General features: G+C 58.3%; 17 protein-coding genes and 1 pseudogene. 13 read left to right on the top strand and 5 right to left on the bottom strand.

The window, feature by feature from the left end:
• From dapF to corA, 7 genes and pseudogenes are all read left to right on the top strand, one after another.
• Positions 1-129, top strand: a pseudogene (gene dapF, locus KHQ28_RS25755) (diaminopimelate epimerase); the annotation flags it as partial.
• Positions 126-833: a DUF484 domain-containing protein gene (locus KHQ28_RS25750; protein WP_002883395.1), complete on the top strand. Its 708-nt coding sequence runs from the start codon at positions 126-128 to the stop codon at positions 831-833. The pseudogene dapF and the gene KHQ28_RS25750, both read left to right, overlap by 4 nt.
• Positions 830-1,732 carry a tyrosine recombinase XerC gene (gene xerC, locus KHQ28_RS25745; protein ID WP_002883396.1) on the top strand — a complete coding sequence of 301 codons (903 nt, stop codon included), beginning with the start codon at positions 830-832 and terminating at the stop codon, positions 1,730-1,732. Before KHQ28_RS25750 ends, xerC begins: the two co-directional genes overlap by 4 nt.
• Positions 1,732-2,448, top strand: a complete 717-nt coding sequence (yigB, locus tag KHQ28_RS25740; protein ID WP_002883397.1) for a 5-amino-6-(5-phospho-D-ribitylamino)uracil phosphatase YigB — start codon at positions 1,732-1,734, stop codon at positions 2,446-2,448. Before xerC ends, yigB begins: the two co-directional genes overlap by 1 nt.
• Before the next feature lie 63 nt (positions 2,449-2,511).
• Positions 2,512-4,674, top strand: coding sequence for a DNA helicase II (uvrD, locus tag KHQ28_RS25735; protein WP_002883398.1), 2,163 nt, complete (start codon positions 2,512-2,514; stop codon positions 4,672-4,674).
• A gap of 148 nt (positions 4,675-4,822) precedes the next feature.
• On the top strand, positions 4,823-4,879 hold the full coding sequence (gene ysgD / locus KHQ28_RS29715; protein WP_349815745.1) for a YsgD/CorL family protein: 57 nt from the start codon (positions 4,823-4,825) through the stop codon (positions 4,877-4,879).
• A 150-nt stretch (positions 4,880-5,029) separates the two neighbouring features.
• The gene (gene corA, locus KHQ28_RS25730; protein ID WP_002883400.1) at positions 5,030-5,980 is read left to right on the top strand and encodes a magnesium/cobalt transporter CorA; all 951 of its coding nucleotides are present in this window, start codon (positions 5,030-5,032) and stop codon (positions 5,978-5,980) included.
• Positions 5,981-6,023: 43 nt separating this feature from the next.
• On the opposite strand, the gene rarD is transcribed toward corA, so the two are convergent.
• A complete protein-coding gene (gene rarD / locus KHQ28_RS25725) occupies positions 6,024-6,917 on the bottom strand; it encodes an EamA family transporter RarD (protein ID WP_004187777.1) in 894 nt (297 codons plus the stop codon).
• 48 nt (positions 6,918-6,965) lie between these two features.
• Positions 6,966-7,430: an acyl-CoA thioesterase YigI gene (gene yigI / locus KHQ28_RS25720; protein WP_002883404.1), complete on the bottom strand. Its 465-nt coding sequence runs from the start codon at positions 7,428-7,430 to the stop codon at positions 6,966-6,968.
• Between the two features lie 152 nt (positions 7,431-7,582).
• Between yigI and pldA the strand changes: the two genes are divergently transcribed.
• The 3 genes from pldA (at position 7,583) to rhtC (ending at position 11,019) form a co-directional block, all read left to right on the top strand.
• Positions 7,583-8,443, top strand: coding sequence for a phospholipase A (pldA, locus tag KHQ28_RS25715; RefSeq protein WP_002883408.1), 861 nt, complete (start codon positions 7,583-7,585; stop codon positions 8,441-8,443).
• 67 nt (positions 8,444-8,510) lie between these two features.
• The gene (recQ, locus tag KHQ28_RS25710; protein ID WP_004152055.1) at positions 8,511-10,337 is read left to right on the top strand and encodes an ATP-dependent DNA helicase RecQ; all 1,827 of its coding nucleotides are present in this window, start codon (positions 8,511-8,513) and stop codon (positions 10,335-10,337) included.
• A 61-nt stretch (positions 10,338-10,398) separates the two neighbouring features.
• Positions 10,399-11,019: a threonine export protein RhtC gene (gene rhtC, locus KHQ28_RS25705; protein ID WP_004177928.1), complete on the top strand. Its 621-nt coding sequence runs from the start codon at positions 10,399-10,401 to the stop codon at positions 11,017-11,019.
• Between the two features lie 44 nt (positions 11,020-11,063).
• On the opposite strand, the gene KHQ28_RS25700 is transcribed toward rhtC, so the two are convergent.
• Together KHQ28_RS25700 and rhtB are read right to left on the bottom strand one after the other, a co-directional pair.
• A complete protein-coding gene (locus KHQ28_RS25700) occupies positions 11,064-11,984 on the bottom strand; it encodes an Rpn family recombination-promoting nuclease/putative transposase (protein ID WP_032418221.1) in 921 nt (306 codons plus the stop codon).
• Between the two features lie 162 nt (positions 11,985-12,146).
• Entirely contained in the window at positions 12,147-12,767 is a 621-nt protein-coding gene (rhtB, locus tag KHQ28_RS25695) for a homoserine/homoserine lactone efflux protein (RefSeq protein WP_002883411.1), read from the bottom strand.
• Positions 12,768-12,876: 109 nt separating this feature from the next.
• Between rhtB and pldB the strand changes: the two genes are divergently transcribed.
• The 3 genes from pldB to KHQ28_RS25680 all read left to right on the top strand — a co-directional run bounded on the left by pldB (position 12,877) and on the right by KHQ28_RS25680 (position 15,702).
• Complete coding sequence (gene pldB, locus KHQ28_RS25690) at positions 12,877-13,869, top strand: lysophospholipase L2 (protein ID WP_032418220.1); 993 nt, start codon at positions 12,877-12,879, stop codon at positions 13,867-13,869.
• A 44-nt stretch (positions 13,870-13,913) separates the two neighbouring features.
• Positions 13,914-14,714: a sugar/pyridoxal phosphate phosphatase YigL gene (gene yigL, locus KHQ28_RS25685; protein WP_004146466.1), complete on the top strand. Its 801-nt coding sequence runs from the start codon at positions 13,914-13,916 to the stop codon at positions 14,712-14,714.
• An 88-nt stretch (positions 14,715-14,802) separates the two neighbouring features.
• Complete coding sequence (locus KHQ28_RS25680; RefSeq protein ID WP_032418219.1) at positions 14,803-15,702, top strand: carboxylate/amino acid/amine transporter; 900 nt, start codon at positions 14,803-14,805, stop codon at positions 15,700-15,702.
• Here the strand turns inward: KHQ28_RS25680 and metR are convergent.
• The gene (gene metR, locus KHQ28_RS25675) at positions 15,590-16,543 is read right to left on the bottom strand and encodes an HTH-type transcriptional regulator MetR (RefSeq protein WP_002883415.1); all 954 of its coding nucleotides are present in this window, start codon (positions 16,541-16,543) and stop codon (positions 15,590-15,592) included. The two genes, KHQ28_RS25680 and metR, sit on opposite strands and share 113 nt — an antisense overlap.
• Positions 16,544-16,561 lie beyond the last annotated feature (18 nt).

The raw sequence follows: 16,561 nt of genomic DNA, 5'->3' as shown, positions 1-16,561 counted from the left end.
CTGCTGGCGGAAACGGTACGCGTGGAATTACCCGGCGGTCGACTTGATATCGCCTGGAAAGGCCCGGGCCAGCCGCTGTTTATGACCGGCCCGGCGGCCCATGTCTATGATGGATTTATTCATTTATGAAACCAATCGGGGAAGAACAGCAGGAGGTTGCCAGCGCGTTGAACGATCGCGCAGTGGTGGACTATCTGTTGCAACATCCTGAATTTTTTATTCGTAATGCCGCCCAGGTCGAACATCTCCGCGTCCCGCATCCGGTACGCGGTACGATTTCGCTGGTGGAGTGGCACATGATGCGGGCGCGTAACCATATTCATGTGCTGGAAGAAAATATGTCGCTGCTGATGGAGCAGGCGGTCGCTAATGAAAGCCTGTTCCAGCGCCTGCTGCAGCTGCAAACGCGGCTGGCGGCGGCGGAGAGCCTTGACGATATGCTCAACCGCCTTCACCGCTGGGCACGCGAGCTGGGGCTGGCGGGCGCCACGGTGCGCCTGTTTCCTGACTGCTGGCGCCTCGGCGCGCCCTCGAAGTTTACCCATCTGGCATTAAACCGGCAGGCGTTTGAGCCGATCCGTATTCAACGTCTGGGCCAGGCGCGCCACTATCTTGGACCGCTGAACGGCCCGGAGCTGCTGGTGGTGCTGCCGGAGGCGAAGGCCATTGGGTCTGTGGCGATATCGCTGCTGGGGGGCGATAATGCCCCGGGGGTGATGCTCTTCAGCAGCCGCGATGCGCAGCATTATCAGCCAGGGCAGGGGACGCAGCTGTTGCAGGAGATTGCCCAGATGCTGCCCGGCCTGCTGGAGCGCTGGATTGAACGCGCATGACCGATTCTCCTCTCTTCTCCGCCGTCGCCCGCTTTCTTCGCCATCTTGGCGTTGAACGCCAGCTCAGCCCGATCACGTTACTGAATTACCAGCGACAGCTGGACGCGCTGATCGCCCTGGCGGATGAGGCGGGCCTGAAAAGCTGGTCGCAGTGCGATGCCGCTCAGGTGCGAAGCTTTGCGGTGCGTAGTCGCCGCGCGGGGTTAGGCCCGGCAAGCCTGGCGCTTCGCCTGTCGGCGCTGCGCAGTTTCTTCGACTGGCTGGTCGGCCAGGGCGAGCTCAGCGCCAATCCGGCGAAGGGGATTGCCGCGCCGAAAATTCCCCGCCACCTGCCAAAAAATATTGACGTCGATGACGTCAATCGACTGCTGGATATCGATCTCAACGATCCGCTGGCGGTGCGCGATCGGGCGATGCTGGAGGTGATGTACGGCGCGGGATTGCGTTTGTCCGAACTGGTCAACCTGGATATCAAACACCTCGATCTCGAAAGCGGTGAGGTCTGGGTGATGGGCAAAGGCAGCAAGGAGCGTCGTTTGCCGATCGGTCGCAACGCGGTGGCATGGATTGAGCACTGGCTGGATTTGCGCGGCCTGTTCGGTACCGATGACGACGCGCTGTTTTTGTCGAAGCTGGGCAAACGTATTTCGGCGCGCAACGTACAGAAGCGATTCGCCGAGTGGGGCATTAAGCAGGGGCTGAACAGCCATGTGCACCCGCACAAGCTGCGCCACTCCTTTGCCACCCATATGCTGGAGTCGAGCGGCGATCTGCGCGGCGTGCAGGAGCTGCTGGGGCATGCTAACCTCTCCACCACCCAAATCTATACCCATCTTGATTTTCAACACCTTGCCTCGGTGTACGATGCCGCGCATCCGCGCGCTAAACGGGGGAAATAATGCGTTTTTACCGACCTCTGGGCCAGATTTCCGCGCTGACGTTTGACCTGGACGATACCCTTTACGATAACCGCCCGGTGATTGACCGGACGATGCACGAGTCGCTGGCCTTTGTGCGCAGCTACCATCCTTCGCTCAGCCAGTTCGACGCCCATGAGCTTAATCAGCTGCGTCAGACGCTGCTGGCTGCTGAACCTGAGATTTATCATGACGTGACCGTCTGGCGCCACCGTGCGCTGGAGTTAGGTATGCGTAATGCCGGGCTCTCCGCCGAAGCGGCGAAAGCGGGGGCCGATGCGGCGATGGAACACTTCGCCCACTGGCGCAGCCGCGTCGATGTCCCGCAGGAAACGCACGATACGCTGGCGAAGCTGGCGAAGAAGTGGCCGCTGGTGGCGATTACCAATGGCAACGCCCGCCCGGAACTGTTCGGTCTGAGCGACTATTTCCGCTTCGTGCTGCGCGCCGGGCCGGATGGCCGCTCCAAGCCGTTTGCCGACATGTACCACCTTGCGGCGGAGCGTCTGAATGTGCCGCTCGGGCAGATTCTGCACGTCGGCGATGATCTGACCACCGACGTGGCCGGCGCTATTCGCTGTGGGATGCAGGCCTGCTGGATCAAACCGCAAGGCGCGGACCTGATGCACACCGCGGACAGCCGCCTGCTGCCGCATATTGAAATTTCACGGTTGGCATCTCTGACCTCGCTGATATAATCACCAGTCACTCTGTATATATTAACAGGGGTTCGTGGAACCCCTTCTCTTCCGGCGGTGCCAATGGACGTTTCTTACCTGCTCGACAGCCTTAATGACAAACAGCGTGAAGCCGTAGCGGCCTCGCGCACCAATATGCTGGTTCTGGCAGGGGCGGGCAGTGGTAAGACGCGCGTTCTGGTGCACCGTATCGCCTGGCTGCTGAGCGTGGAGAACTGTTCCCCGTATTCCATTATGGCGGTGACCTTTACCAACAAAGCGGCGGCGGAGATGCGTCACCGTATCGGCCAGCTGATGGGCACCACCCAGGGCGGCATGTGGGTGGGCACCTTCCACGGCCTGGCGCACCGTTTGCTGCGCGCGCACCATCTGGATGCCAACCTGCCGCAGGACTTTCAAATCCTCGACAGCGAAGACCAGCTGCGTCTGCTGAAGCGTCTGATTAAGGCGATGAACCTCGATGAGAAACAGTGGCCGCCGCGCCAGGCGATGTGGTACATCAACAGCCAGAAAGATGAAGGACTGCGCCCGCATCATATTCAGAGCTACGGCAACCCGGTCGAGCAGACCTGGCAGAAGGTCTATCAGGCCTATCAGGAAGCCTGCGACCGCGCCGGGCTGGTGGACTTCGCCGAGCTGCTGCTGCGCGCCCACGAGCTGTGGCTGAACAAACCGCATATCCTGCAGCACTACCGCGAGCGCTTCACCAATATCCTCGTCGATGAATTCCAGGATACCAACAACATTCAGTACGCCTGGATCCGCCTGCTGGCGGGCGATACCGGCAAGGTGATGATCGTCGGCGATGACGATCAGTCTATCTATGGCTGGCGCGGCGCGCAGGTCGAGAACATTCAGCGCTTCCTTAACGACTTCCCCGGCGCGGAAACTATTCGCCTGGAGCAGAACTATCGTTCAACCAGCAATATTCTTAGCGCTGCCAACGCCCTGATTGAAAACAACAACGGGCGCCTGGGCAAAAAGCTGTGGACCGACGGCGCCGACGGCGAGCCGATTTCGCTGTACTGCGCCTTCAACGATCTCGACGAAGCGCGCTTTGTGGTGAACCGAATTAAAACCTGGCAGGAGAACGGCGGCGCGCTGGAGCAATGCGCCATTCTCTATCGCAGTAACGCCCAGTCGCGTGTGCTGGAAGAGGCCCTCCTGCAGGCCAGCATGCCGTATCGTATCTACGGCGGCATGCGCTTCTTCGAGCGTCAGGAAATCAAAGACGCGCTCTCTTACCTGCGCCTTATCGCCAACCGCAACGACGACGCGGCCTTTGAGCGCGTAGTCAATACGCCGACCCGCGGCATTGGCGACCGCACGCTGGACGTGGTGCGCCAGACGTCGCGCGATCGCCAGCTGACGCTATGGCAGGCCAGTCGCGAGCTATTGAAAGAAAAAGCGCTGGCCGGTCGCGCCGCCAGCGCCCTGCAGCGCTTTATGGAGCTGATTGACGCGCTGGCGCAGGAGACCACCGATATGCCGCTGCACGTTCAGACCGATCGGGTGATTAAAGACTCCGGCCTGCGCGCGATGTACGAGCAGGAGAAAGGCGAGAAGGGCCAGACCCGTATTGAAAACTTAGAGGAGCTGGTGACGGCGACGCGCCAGTTCAGCTACAACGAAGAAGATGAAGATCTGATGCCGCTGCAGGCGTTCCTCTCCCACGCCGCGCTGGAAGCGGGCGAGGGGCAGGCGGACACCTGGCAGGACGCGGTTCAGCTGATGACCCTGCACTCGGCGAAAGGGCTGGAGTTCCCGCAGGTGTTCATCGTCGGCGTCGAAGAAGGGATGTTCCCGAGCCAGATGGCCCTTGATGAAGGCGGCCGCCTGGAAGAGGAGCGTCGCCTGGCCTACGTCGGCGTAACGCGCGCCATGCAGAAGCTGACGCTGACCTATGCGGAAACCCGCCGTCTGTACGGGAAAGAGGTTTATCACCGCCCGTCGCGCTTTATCGGCGAGCTGCCGCAGGAGTGCGTAGAAGAAGTGCGTCTGCGAGCCACGGTGAGCCGCCCGGTAAACCATCAGCGACTGGGCGCGCCGATTGCCGAGAGCGATACCGGCTACAAGTTAGGCCAGCGCGTACGGCATCCGAAGTTTGGCGAAGGCACTATTGTCAACCTCGAAGGCAGCGGCGAGCACAGCCGACTGCAGGTGGCTTTTCAGGGCCAGGGAATCAAATGGCTGGTGGCGGCTTACGCCCGGCTGGAGGCAGTGTAACTTTAAGAAAAATATCATTATTTTGTAATATTCTGCTACCTTTATACGTTAAGGCGCCTGATTTGCGCTTTCGCGTTCCGTTGCGTGTTGACGCCGATTTTGCGCTGGCGTAACATGCGCGCACGATTACGCTAAGAGGACATTCGCCTTGGACACACCCAGTAGATGCTGGCTCAACTTCCTGTCATTCAGGAACAACTCCTAAGGCTATCCTCTTATGCTGATAGCCTTAGCGGTTGTCAGCGACCTGCCCCATTCCCGTCGCGCTGAGTCAGGCTTAATGGTCTGAAACCCAATTTGTTTCTGTGTGCCCACCGAACTGTCCGATAATTTTTTTGCATTGGGAGTCCCGGTCATGCTGAGCGCATTTCAACTGGAAAACAATCGTTTAACGCGCCTGGAAGCCGATGAGATCAAACACCTCGCCAGCTCGGTGTGGGTCGATCTGGTCGAGCCTGACGACGATGAGCGAAGCCGCGTGCAGACGGAACTGGGTCAAAACCTGGCGACGCGCCCGGAACTGGAAGATATCGAAGCCTCCGCGCGTTTCTTTGAAGATGAAGACGGGTTACACATCCACTCGTTCTTCTTTTTTGAAGATGCCGACGATCACGCCGGCAACTCTACCGTGGCGTTTACCATCCGCGAAGGCCGCCTGTTTACGCTGCGCGAGCGCGAACTACCCGCTTTCCGCCTCTACCGTATGCGCGTGCGTAACCAGACGCTGGTTGACGGCAACGCCTACGAACTGCTGCTCGACCTGTTCGAGACCAAAATCGAGCAGCTGGCGGATGAAATTGAAAACATCTACAGCGACCTGGAAAAGCTGAGCCGCGTCATTATGGAAGGCCATCAGGGCGACGAGTACGACGAAGCGCTGTCGACGCTGGCGGAACTGGAAGATATCGGCTGGAAGGTGCGCCTCTGTCTGATGGATACCCAGCGCGCGCTGAACTTCCTCGTGCGCAAGGCGCGCCTGCCGGCGGGCCAGCTGGAGCAGGCGCGGGAGATCCTGCGCGATATCGAATCTCTGCTGCCGCACAACGAATCGCTGTTCCAGAAGGTGAACTTCCTGATGCAGGCGGCGATGGGTTTTATCAATATCGAGCAGAACCGCATCATCAAGATCTTCTCGGTGGTCTCGGTGGTATTCCTGCCGCCAACTCTGGTGGCCTCCAGTTACGGGATGAACTTTGAATTTATGCCCGAACTACACTGGAGCTTTGGTTATCCGGGAGCCATTGTGTTTATGATGCTGGCCGGCCTGGCGCCGTATCTCTACTTCAAGCGCAAAAACTGGCTGTAAAAAAAGGGAGCGTCGGCTCCCTTCTTTACTGGTTGATGCAGGCTTAGCCTCTGCGCAACCGGCGCTGGGTATACAGCGCATCGACGATAAACACCGCCAGCGCGACCCAGATAAAGCCAAAGGTCACCATTTTATCCTTGCCCGGCACTTCGCCGTAGAACGTCACCGCCAGCAGGAACATCAGCGTTGGGCCGATGTACTGGAAAAAGCCCAGCGTGGAGAGCCGCAGACGCGTTGCCGCCCCGGTAAAGCACAGCAAAGGGATGGTGGTCACCACGCCCGCGGCCATCAGCAGCAGATTGAGCGACCAGGGGTTCTCGCCCATATGGCTGGTCGGGCTGTCGGTGATGCCGAACAACCAGATTGCCGCCACCGGCAGCAGCCACAGCGTTTCCACCAGCATGCCGGTTTGCGCATCGACAGCAATTTTCTTTCGCACCAGGCCGTAAAAGGCAAAACTGAAAGCCAGCCCAAGACCGATTATCGGCAGCGAACCAAAGGTCCACAGCTGGACCAGCACGCCGCAAAAGGCGAGGAGCACCGCCAGCCACTGCAGACGACGGAAGCGTTCGCCGAGGAAAATCATCCCCAACAAAATATTCACCAGCGGGTTGATAAAGTAGCCGAGGCTGGCTTCCAGCATATGGTGGTTATTCACCGCCCAGATGAACAACAGCCAGTTACCGCCGACCAGCACTGCCGAGAGCGCCAGCAGGAAGATCTTGCGCGGCGTTTTCAGCAGCTTTTTCACCTGTGGCCACTGGCGGCTGACGCTGATGAGCGCCACCATGAAGAAGAAAGACCAGATCACGCGATGGGTTAGAATTTCATCGGCGGGAACATAGTAGATAAGTTTGAAGTACGCTGGCGCGATACCCCAGATAAAGTAGGCGGCGAGGGCCAGAATGATCCCCAACCGCGTCTGTTTCGCATCCATCGGTAAAATCCATTGCCAAAGAGAGTGATGTTACTCGATTTTGGCCAATCAACCCACCATATAGGTGGCCGTTGCGCTGGCAATATAGACCTGAGCTTCGTTATGCAGTTCCACGCGGGCAACCGCCACTTTATTGCCGGCGCGCAGCAGGGTGCTAGTGGCGGTAAAACGTTCGCCGCGGCCCGGACGCAGGTAGTCCACGCGCAGGTCGATGGTTCCCATACGGGAAAGCCGTTGGCGCAACTCTTCTTCGTTGATGGTGTCATGGCGGGTAAGGGTACTGCCGACGCAGACCAGGCCAGCGGCAACGTCCAGCGCGGAGGCGATCACCCCGCCATGCAGAATGCTTTGCGCCCAGTTGCCGACCATCATCGGCTGATTATTAAAGCTAAGCTGGGCAAACGCTTTTTCGTAGCGTTCCAGTTCGAGACCGAGGGCGCGGTTAAACGGCATGTGATAGACGAAAATCTCCCCTACCAGTTTCAGGGCTGCTTCGGCAGTAAGTTCAGACATAACACCGGTTCCATTCGTTAATAAAATGTTGATTTTATGCTTCTAAAATATTGATTTCCACTTTCGGAGCGGATTAGGGGGCAGGTGATTAATAAACAGGTAGAATGGCTTCAGGTTAAACAAAAATAAAAACTATTTTTCAGGAGACCAGCATGCGTATCTCTTTGGCCTGCCTGGTGGCGCTGTGCGCGCTACCGGCCGGTGTTATGGCGCAGGACGCGTCGGTACACGACAAACCGGCAGTGCGCGGCAGCATTATCGCCAACCTGCTCCAGGACCATGATAATCCTTTCCTGCTCTACCCTTATGAGAGCAACTATCTGCTCTATACGTGGACCAGCGACCTCAATAAAGAGGCGATCCGCAGCTATGACTGGGCCGAAAATGCCCGTAAAGATGAAGTGAAGTTTCAGCTAAGCCTGGCGTTCCCGCTGTGGCGCGGTATCCTGGGCGATAATTCGCTGCTGGGCGCGTCCTATACCCAGAAATCCTGGTGGCAGCTCTCTAACAGCAAAGAGTCGGCGCCGTTTCGCGAAACCAATTATGAACCCCAGCTGTTTTTGGGCTTTGCGACCGACTACCAGTTTGCCGGCTGGACGCTGCGCGATATCGAGATGGGGTATAACCACGACTCGAATGGGCGTTCCGACCCCACCTCGCGCAGCTGGAATCGGCTTTATGCCCGCCTGATGGCGCAAAACGGTAACTGGCTGGTGGAAGTGAAGCCCTGGTATGTGGTGGGCAACACCGATGATAACCCGGATATCACCAAATATATGGGCTATTACCGGCTGAAGGTGGGCTACCAGCTGGGAGAGGCGATCCTCAGCGCGCAGGGGCAATACAACTGGAACACCGGCTACGGCGGGGCGGAACTTGGCGTGAGCTATCCCATTACCAAACATGTTCGCGCCTATACGCAGATCTACAGCGGCTATGGCGAGTCGCTTATCGACTATAACTTTAACCAAACGCGCGTCGGCGTCGGGCTAATGCTCAACGATCTGTTTTAATCGTTGCACTCTGGCTCGCAGGCGCTGAAAATAGCGCCTGTTTTCTTTTCAGGCAAATGGGGTCAACGTGGCACAGGCGGAAGTATTAAATCAGGAATCGCTGGCTAAGCAGGTTTTACAAGAGACCTTCGGCTACCAGCAGTTCCGTCCTGGCCAGGAAACGATTATCGAGACGGCGCTCGAAGGCCGGGACTGCCTGGTGGTCATGCCGACCGGTGGCGGCAAGTCGCTGTGCTATCAGGTGCCGGCGCTGGTCATGGGCGGTCTGACGGTCGTGGTCTCACCGCTGATCTCGCTGATGAAGGACCAGGTCGATCAGCTGCTGGCCAACGGCGTGGCGGCGGCTTGTCTGAACTCGACGCAAAGCCGCGAGCAGCAGCAGGAGGTGATGGCCGGCTGCCGCAGCGGGCAGGTTCGTCTGCTGTATATCGCGCCGGAACGGCTGATGCTGGATAACTTTCTTGAGCATCTGGCGAACTGGAACCTGGCGATGCTGGCGGTAGACGAGGCGCACTGTATCTCGCAGTGGGGCCATGACTTCCGTCCGGAATATGCCGCGCTGGGCCAGCTGCGTCAGCGGATGCCGCAGATCCCGTTTATGGCGTTGACCGCCACCGCCGATGATACCACCCGCCGCGATATCGTCCGCCTGCTGGGGCTTAACGATCCGCTGATTCAGGTCAGCAGCTTCGACCGTCCAAACATCCGCTATATGCTGATGGAGAAATTCAAGCCGCTCGATCAGCTGATGCGCTACGTTCAGGATCAGCGCGGCAAATCGGGCATTATCTACTGCAACAGCCGTTCGAAAGTGGAAGACACCGCCGCCAGGCTGCAAAGCCGCGGTATTAGCGCGGCGGCTTACCATGCCGGTCTGGAAAACGACGTGCGCGCCGAGGTGCAGGAGAAATTCCAGCGCGACGATCTGCAGATCGTGGTGGCGACGGTGGCCTTCGGGATGGGCATTAACAAGCCGAACGTCCGCTTTGTGGTGCATTTTGATATTCCGCGCAATATTGAATCCTACTATCAGGAGACCGGCCGCGCCGGGCGTGATGGCCTGCCGGCGGAAGCGATGCTGTTTTACGATCCGGCGGATATGGCGTGGCTGCGCCGCTGTCTGGAAGAAAAACCCGCCGGGCCGCTACAGGATATCGAACGGCATAAGCTGAATGCGATGGGGGCGTTTGCCGAAGCGCAGACCTGTCGCCGTCTGGTGCTGCTGAACTATTTTGGCGAAGGGCGTCAGGAGCCGTGCGGCAACTGCGATATCTGTCTTGACCCGCCAAAGCAGTACGATGGCTTAATGGACGCCCGCAAGGCGCTTTCAACGATTTACCGGGTCAATCAACGCTTCGGAATGGGTTACGTGGTGGAGGTCCTGCGCGGGGCCAACAACCAGCGCATCCGAGAGATGGGCCACGATAAGCTGCCGGTTTACGGTATCGGCCGGGAGCAAAGTCACGAGCACTGGGTGAGCGTGATCCGCCAGCTGATCCACCTTGGGCTGGTGACGCAGAATATCGCCCAGCACTCCGCGCTGCAGCTGACCGAAGCCGCGCGACCGGTGCTGCGTGGCGAAGTGCCGCTGCAGCTCGCCGTGCCGCGTATCGTGGCGCTGAAGCCAAAGGCGATGCAGAAATCCTTTGGCGGCAATTACGACCGTAAACTGTTCGCCAAGCTGCGCAAATTACGTAAAGCGATCGCCGACGAAGAGAACATCCCGCCATATGTGGTCTTCAACGACGCGACGCTTATCGAGATGGCCGAACAATCGCCGCTGACCGCCGGCGAGATGCTCAGCGTCAACGGCGTGGGGACACGCAAGCTCGAGCGTTTCGGGAAGCCGTTTATGGCGCTGATCCGGGCGCATGTTGATGGCGACGATGAGTAGTCAGCTGGCTGAAAAAGTGCCAGAATAGTTTCTCTCTTTATTATTTTCCTGCGGGTTAACTATGCTGATGCTTTTCCTCACCGTGGCGCTGGTGCATATCATTGCGCTGATGAGCCCGGGGCCGGACTTTTTCTTTGTCTCACAAACGGCCATCAGCCGCTCGCGCAGAGAGGCGATGATGGGTGTGCTGGGGATCACCTGCGGCGTCATGGTCTGGGCGGGAGTGGCGCTGCTCGGCCTGAACCTGATCCTCGCCCGGATGGCGTGGCTGCATAACATTATTATGGTCGGCGGGGGCCTGTATCTATGCTGGATGGGCTACCAGATGCTGCGTGGCGCGCTGAAAAAAGAGACGGTGGCCTCGGCGGAGCCGCAGGTGGAGCTGGCCCGCAGCGGACGCAGCTTCGTGAAGGGATTGCTGACCAATCTGGCGAATCCGAAAGCAATTATCTACTTCGGCTCGGTGTTTTCGCTGTTCGTGGGTGACAGCGTCGGCGCCGGCGCGCGCTGGGGCATTTTCCTGCTGATTATCGTTGAGACGCTGGCCTGGTTTATGGTGGTTGCCAGCCTGTTCGCCCTGCCGGGGATGCGCCGCGGCTATCAGCGGATGGCGAAGTGGATCGACGGTATCGCCGGTACGCTGTTTGCGGGCTTCGGCATCCACCTGATTATCTCGCGTTAACCGGCATGCTGTTTCCCACCCGGTTGTTTCCGGGTGGGAAAGTATCAGTGGCGAAGCCGCTGCAGCTCGTCTTCAGACAGACCGGTCATTTCCATAATCGCCTGGTCATCAATACCGCGACTGCGCATCGCTTCGGCAACCTGCACCAGAGCCTGGTGTTTCCCTTCTTTTATGCCTTGCTGTACGCCTTCCCTGATGCCTTTCTCCATACCTTCTGCAAGCCATGTTTCCGCCAGCGTCATCAGTAATCCTCCATGCTGCGGCACGCGCTGTGCCAGCCCGTACAAGAGTGTCCGAGTATCTTCGGCATCCCCTGCCTGAGCCATATAGTTTACCAATACGGTGATTTGTTGTCCGCTCATCTGCTCCAGCATTAAGAGGTGGGTCAACTTATCCAGCAATTGCGCCATATCGCGCTGGCGGATGTGCTTTTGCACCAGCGTCAGGGCTGCCATGCTGCGGTGCTGCATGATGTCGTCGTCGGGGATCACCGTGATATCGACCAGCGGAAACGCCCCGCTATACAGCTGGCTGGCGGTCTCAGGATCGGCAAAATTATCCAGCCAGCACATCGACCAGGGATAGGGGCTGCGTCGTCCCTGATAGAAGAGAATAGGGATAACCAGAGGCAGCGTTTTATGGCCGCTCTCCAGGTGCCGCTGCATGGCGGCGATGGCATAGCGCATTAAGCGAAAGGCCATCAGCTTATCGGGTGCGCTCTGGTGCTCGATCAGAACATGGACATAGCCCGAACCGCGGGTGGTTTCCAGCGAATAAAGGATATCGCTGTAGTAAGGCCTGAGATCGTCTTCGAGAAAGCTGCCGGATTCCAGACGCAGGGTGTCCAGTTTGCAGATCTGTGTTAACGACGGAGGCAGGTGGAGCTCGATAAAATCGCGCGCCGTCTCTACCCGTGAGAGAAAAGTTTTAAATATCGCATCATGAGGGGTCGCCGTTTCCGCCATTGCCGTTCATCCATGAATCACGTATCTGGCGGCATCCTGGCACGGCGGGTTCAGCGCCGACAGCGGGCAAAAAAATTAATTACCCACTTTGCGCGCCGGCTCGCGCAGAGAGAAAGCGTCGTTCACCTGGCGAGCCTCTCTTTGCGAGCGAGATTCCATGATTCAGGCATGGCGGGCGGAGGCGAGCAGCGCCCCGACCAGCATAAACAGTGAACCAAAGACTTTGTTCAACGCCTTCATCTGCTTTGGCCCTTTGATCCATGCGGAAATGCGCTGCGCCAGGGTCGCATAGCCAATCATCACAATGATATCGACGACGATGGTGGTGACGCCCAGAACGAGATATTGCATCACCTGCGGCTGGTGCGGCAGGATAAACTGCGGAAACAGGGCGGCCAGAAAAACAATGCTTTTGGGATTGGTGAGATTTACGAACACCGCGCGCTGGAACAGTTTGCCGCGCGTCTGCGCCTTCGCCAGCGTATTCAGGTCGATCGCCCCTGCCGCCCGCCATTGCTGGATACCCAGCCAGATCAGGTAGGCGGCGCCGGCCCACTTCAGCACCTCAAAGGCCAGCACCGAGCGGGAGAAGAGAGTGCCGAGACCAACGCCAACCAGCACGATATGAATGGCCAGCCCAGTCTGCAAACCGGCAATCGACGCCGCCGCGCCGCGGTATCCGTGGTTAATGGAAGTGGTCATGGTATTAATCGCTCCGGAACCCGGCGACAGGCTGAGAATAATTGATGTCAGCAGGTAGGCGAACCACCACTCAATGGTCATGAGAAACTCCCTGATTGTCTGTTTTTATGCCACAATACGCTATTGTGTCAGCATTGTGTGATACACGGTAAAAAAACGATTTTCAGCGGTTAACAGGGGTGTAAACCCGATGTTTGGGCAGAAAAAGGACTGGGAAACACGAGAAAACGCGTTTGCGGCCTTTAGCATGGGGCCGCTGACGGATTTCTGGCGACAGCGCGAAGAAGCTGAATTTAAAGGCGTCGACGATGTACCGGTACGCTTTGTCCGCTTTTGCGCGCAACATAACGATCGTCTGGTGTTGATTTGCCCCGGGCGCATTGAAAGCTACGTGAAGTATGCTGAAGTGGCCTACGATCTCTTTCACTGCGGCTTTGACGTGATGATCATTGACCATCGCGGGCAGGGACGCTCGGGCCGCCTGCTCTCAGATACCCACCGCGGACACGTGGTTAACTTCAGCGACTATGTTGATGACCTGGCCGCGCTCTGGCAGCAGCAGGTGGTTCCTGGACACTGGCGAAAACGGTTTATCCTTGCTCATTCTATGGGCGGAGCGATTGCCACGCTTTTTCTGCAACGTTACCGGGCGCATTGCGATGCAATAGCGCTCTGCGCGCCGATGTTCGGGATTATCATTCGGCTGCCGGACTGGATGGTGCGCCATATTCTCGACTGGGCTGAGGGCCATCAGCGCATTCGCGAAGAGTATGCCATCGGCACCGGGCGCTGGCGGGCGCTGCCTTTTGCCGTTAACGTGCTGACGCACAGTCGGCAACGCTATCGTCGCAACCTGCGCTTCTATGCCGATGAGCCGCGGCTGCAGGTCGGCGGTCCGACCTGGCACTGGGTGCGTGAGGGTATGCTGGCCGGCGACGAAGTGCTGGCGAATGTGGAAAAAGATACCGCCCCGACGCTGCTTTTACAGGCGGAGGAGGAGCGGGTGGTCGATAATCTGATGCACGACCTCTATTGCGAATTACGGGCCGCTGCCGGCCATCCCTGTGAGGGCGGTAAGCCGCTCGTCATTGAAGGGGCATATCATGAGATCCTTTTTGAAAAGGACGCTATGCGCTCAGTCGCGCTCAATGCCATCGTCGAGTTTTTCAATCGACATACTTAATCCGACGATAACGCTCGTCGCCCTGCTTAGAGGTTAACTTTTTTATGTACCAGGTTGTTGCGTCTGATTTAGACGGCACGCTGCTTTCCCCCGATCATTTCCTGACCCCGTATGCCAAAGAGACGCTGAAGCTGCTTACCGCCCGTGGGATCAATTTCGTCTTCGCCACCGGCCGTCACTACATCGACGTCGGGCAAATCCGCGATAATCTCGGCATCCGGTCGTACATGATCACCTCTAACGGCGCCCGCGTTCACGATAGCGATGGTCAGCAAATCTTTGCCCATAACCTCGATCGCGATATTGCCGCCGACCTGTTTGAGATCGTGCGTAACGACCCGAAAATCGTCACTAACGTTTATCGGGAAGACGAGTGGTATATGAACCGCCATCGTCCGGAAGAGATGCGCTTCTTCAAGGAGGCGGTGTTTAACTACAAGCTGTATGAGCCGGGCGAACTGGATCCGCAGGGGATCAGCAAAGTATTCTTTACCTGCGAGGATCATGAGCATCTGCTGCCGCTGGAGCAGGCGATGAACGCCCGCTGGGGCGATCGGGTGAACGTCAGCTTCTCCACCTTAACCTGCCTGGAAGTCATGGCGGGTGGGGTATCGAAGGGGCATGCGCTGGAGGCGGTGGCGAAGATGCTCGGCTACACTCTTTCCGATTGCATCGCCTTCGGCGACGGTATGAACGACGCTGAGATGCTGTCGATGGCTGGCAAAGGCTGCATCATGGCCAACGCCCACCAGCGGCTGAAGGATCTGCATCCGGAACTGGAAGTGATCGGCAGTAACGCCGACGATGCTGTCCCGCACTACCTGCGTAAGCTATACCTCGACTGAAAAAGATTGACGACTGGCGAATAAGTGTCCAGTCGTCAACCTGACTCTTCGCTACAATGCCTGTTCTTTATCCAACGAGACGACCATTGTGGCGCTGTTAATTATCACCACTATCCTGTGGGCCTTTTCTTTTAGCCTGATTGGCGAATACCTGGCCGGTAGCGTCGACAGCTATTTTTCGGTGCTGATGCGCGTGGGCCTGGCGGCGCTAGTGTTCCTGCCTTTCCTGCGCACGCGCGGCCAGTCTCCGCGCACGATCGTGCTCTATATGCTGGTGGGCGCGATGCAGCTAGGCATCATGTACCTGCTGGCTTTCCGCGCCTATCTCTATCTGACGGTCTCGGAATTTCTGCTGTTTACCGTGTTTACTCCCCTGTATATCACGCTGATCTACGACCTGCTCAGCGGACGTAAGCTGCGCTGGGGCTATCTGCTGAGTGCCGCGCTGGCGGTGCTGGGGGCGGCGATTATCCGCTATGACAAAGTCAGCGATCATTTCTGGACCGGGCTGTTACTGGTACAGCTGTCAAACCTCTGCTTCGCCATCGGTATGGTGGGGTATAAGCGTCTGATGGAGGTGCGTCCGATGCCGCAGCACAATGCCTTTGCCTGGTTCTATGTCGGGGCCTTTATCGTGGCAGTGGCGGCGTGGTTTATGCTCGGCAACGCCCAGAAGCTGCCGACCACCACGCTGCAGTGGAGCGTGCTGGTGTGGCTCGGCGTGGTGGCTTCCGGGCTGGGTTACTTTATGTGGAACTATGGCGCCACCCAGGTGGATGCCGGCACGCTGGGGATCATGAATAACGTCCATGTCCCCGCCGGGCTGCTGGTTAACCTTGCCATCTGGCAGGAGCAGCCGCACTGGCCGAGCTTTATTAGCGGAGCGTTGGTGATCCTGGCCTCGCTGTGGGTCCATCGCCGCTGGGTCGCTCCGCACTCCGGACAAACGGCAGATGATCGCAGGCGTGGTTCCGTGCAGAGCGAATAAACGCTTCGGTGACCGGTTGACGCTGTTCGCCATCGCGAACGGCCGCGTACAACCGGCTCCATAACCCCTCACCCAGGGTTTTGGTGACCACCAGGCCCTGGCGTTCAAAGCTTTCCACCACCCAGTGCGGCAGCGCGGCGATGCCCATCCGGGCAGCCACCATCTGGATCAACAACAGCGTGTTATCGACGCTTTTCAGCTGCGGGCTGATGCCGGCCGGCTGCAGGAAGTGGCGCCAGATATCGAGGCGCCCGCGCTGCACGGGATAAATCAACAGCGTTTCCGCGGCCAGATCCTCCGGGGTAACCAGCGTCTTCATAGCTAACGGATGCTCGGGCGCCAGCACCAGACGCACCTCAAAATCAAACATCGGCGAGTAGTGCAGGCCGCTGCGCGGCAGAATATCGGAGGTCATCACCAGATCCAGTTCACCCTGCTGCAGCGCAGGCTGTGGGTCGAAGGTGACGCCGGAATGGAAGTCGACCTCCACATGTGGCCAGCGGGCGCGGAAATTCTCCAGCGCCGGCGTCAGCCACTGAATACAGCTGTGACATTCGATAGCCAGCCTCAGCCGGGTCTGCTGTGGTTCGTTACAGTCCTGCAGGGCGCGAGCGATCTGCGGCAGCACCTGGTTGGCCAGCTGTAAGAGGATTTCCCCCTGAGGAGTAAAACGCAGCGGCTGGCTCTTACGCACAAAGAGACGAAAGCCAAGGCGCTGTTCCAGATCGCTGAACTGGTGAGACAAGGCGGACTGGGTCTGGTGCAGGGCCGCTGCCGCACCCGCCAGTGAACCGCTGTTCCGCAACGCTTGCAGCGTTTTCAGATGTTTAATTTCGATCATGAAAGTCCTTCACTTCGC

It is taken from the genome of Klebsiella sp. 28 (genome assembly GCF_018223905.1).
GTDB classification, from domain to species: Bacteria; Pseudomonadota; Gammaproteobacteria; order Enterobacterales; family Enterobacteriaceae; genus Klebsiella; species Klebsiella pneumoniae.
The sequence above is the reverse complement of the archived record's forward strand: the minus strand, read 5'-3'. Positions and strand labels throughout refer to the sequence as shown.